The sequence below is a fragment of the Brevundimonas sp. genome (genome assembly GCF_013823285.1).
In the GTDB taxonomy this organism is placed as follows: Bacteria; Pseudomonadota; Alphaproteobacteria; order Caulobacterales; family Caulobacteraceae; genus Brevundimonas.
Genome location: NZ_PNLV01000194.1, coordinates 1 through 935 on the forward strand (window position 1 = coordinate 1; position 935 = coordinate 935).

Sequence of the window (935 nt, forward strand, 5' to 3'; positions counted from 1 at the left end):
CGGATCAGGCCCTGGCCCATCAGCTGGTTGACCACGGCGGGCACCCCGCCGGCCTGGTGGAAGTCCTCGCCCAGATAGGTCCCGGCCGGCTGCAGATTGACCAGCAGGGGGATGTGGTGGCCGTGGTCCTGCCAGGTCTTCAGGGGCAGCTCGACGCCCGCGTGCCGGGCCAGGGCGGTCAGGTGCACCGCCGCATTGGTGGAGCCGCCGATGGCCGAGTTGACGGCGATGGCGTTGAGGAACGCATCCTTCGTCAGGATGTCCGACGGCTTCAGGTCCTCCTTGACCATGTCCACGATGCGCAGGCCGGTGCGGTAGGACATCTGCCCCCGCTCGCGGTAGGGCGCGGGGATGGCGGCGGAGCCCGGCAGCGACATGCCCAGGGCCTCGGCCAGGCTGTTCATGGTGGAGGCCGTGCCCATGGTGTTGCAGTAGCCCACCGACGGGGCCGAGGTGGCCACCAGTTCGATGAAGCCCTCATAGTCCAGCTCGCCCCGGGCCATCATCTCGCGGGCGGTCCAGATGATGGAGCCGGAGCCCACCCGCTCGCCCTTGTTCCAGCCGTTCAGCATGGGCCCCACCGACAGGGCGATGGCGGGGATGTCCACGGTGGCGGCCGCCATCAGGCAGGCGGGGGTGGTCTTGTCGCAGCCGATGGTCAGCACCACCCCGTCGATGGGATAGCCGTACAGCAGCTCCACCAGCCCCAGATAGGCCAGGTTGCGGTCCAGCCCGGCGGTGGGGCGCTTGCCGGTCTCCTGGATCGGATGGACCGGAAACTCCAGAGCGATGCCGCCCGCCTCGCGGATGCCCTCGCGCACCCGCTTGGCCAGCTCGATGTGGTGGCGGTTGCACGGGCTCAGGTCGGACCCCGTCTGGGCGATGCCGATGATCGGCTTGCCCGAGCGCAGCTCCTCCAGCGTCAGGCCGTAGTT

The 935-nt window shown here is 69.6% G+C and carries 1 protein-coding gene; it reads right to left on the minus strand.

The features are described from left to right. Positions 1-935 (minus strand): dihydroxy-acid dehydratase (locus tag C0461_RS14330; protein WP_292107978.1); only part of this gene is annotated, 935 nt, incomplete at both ends.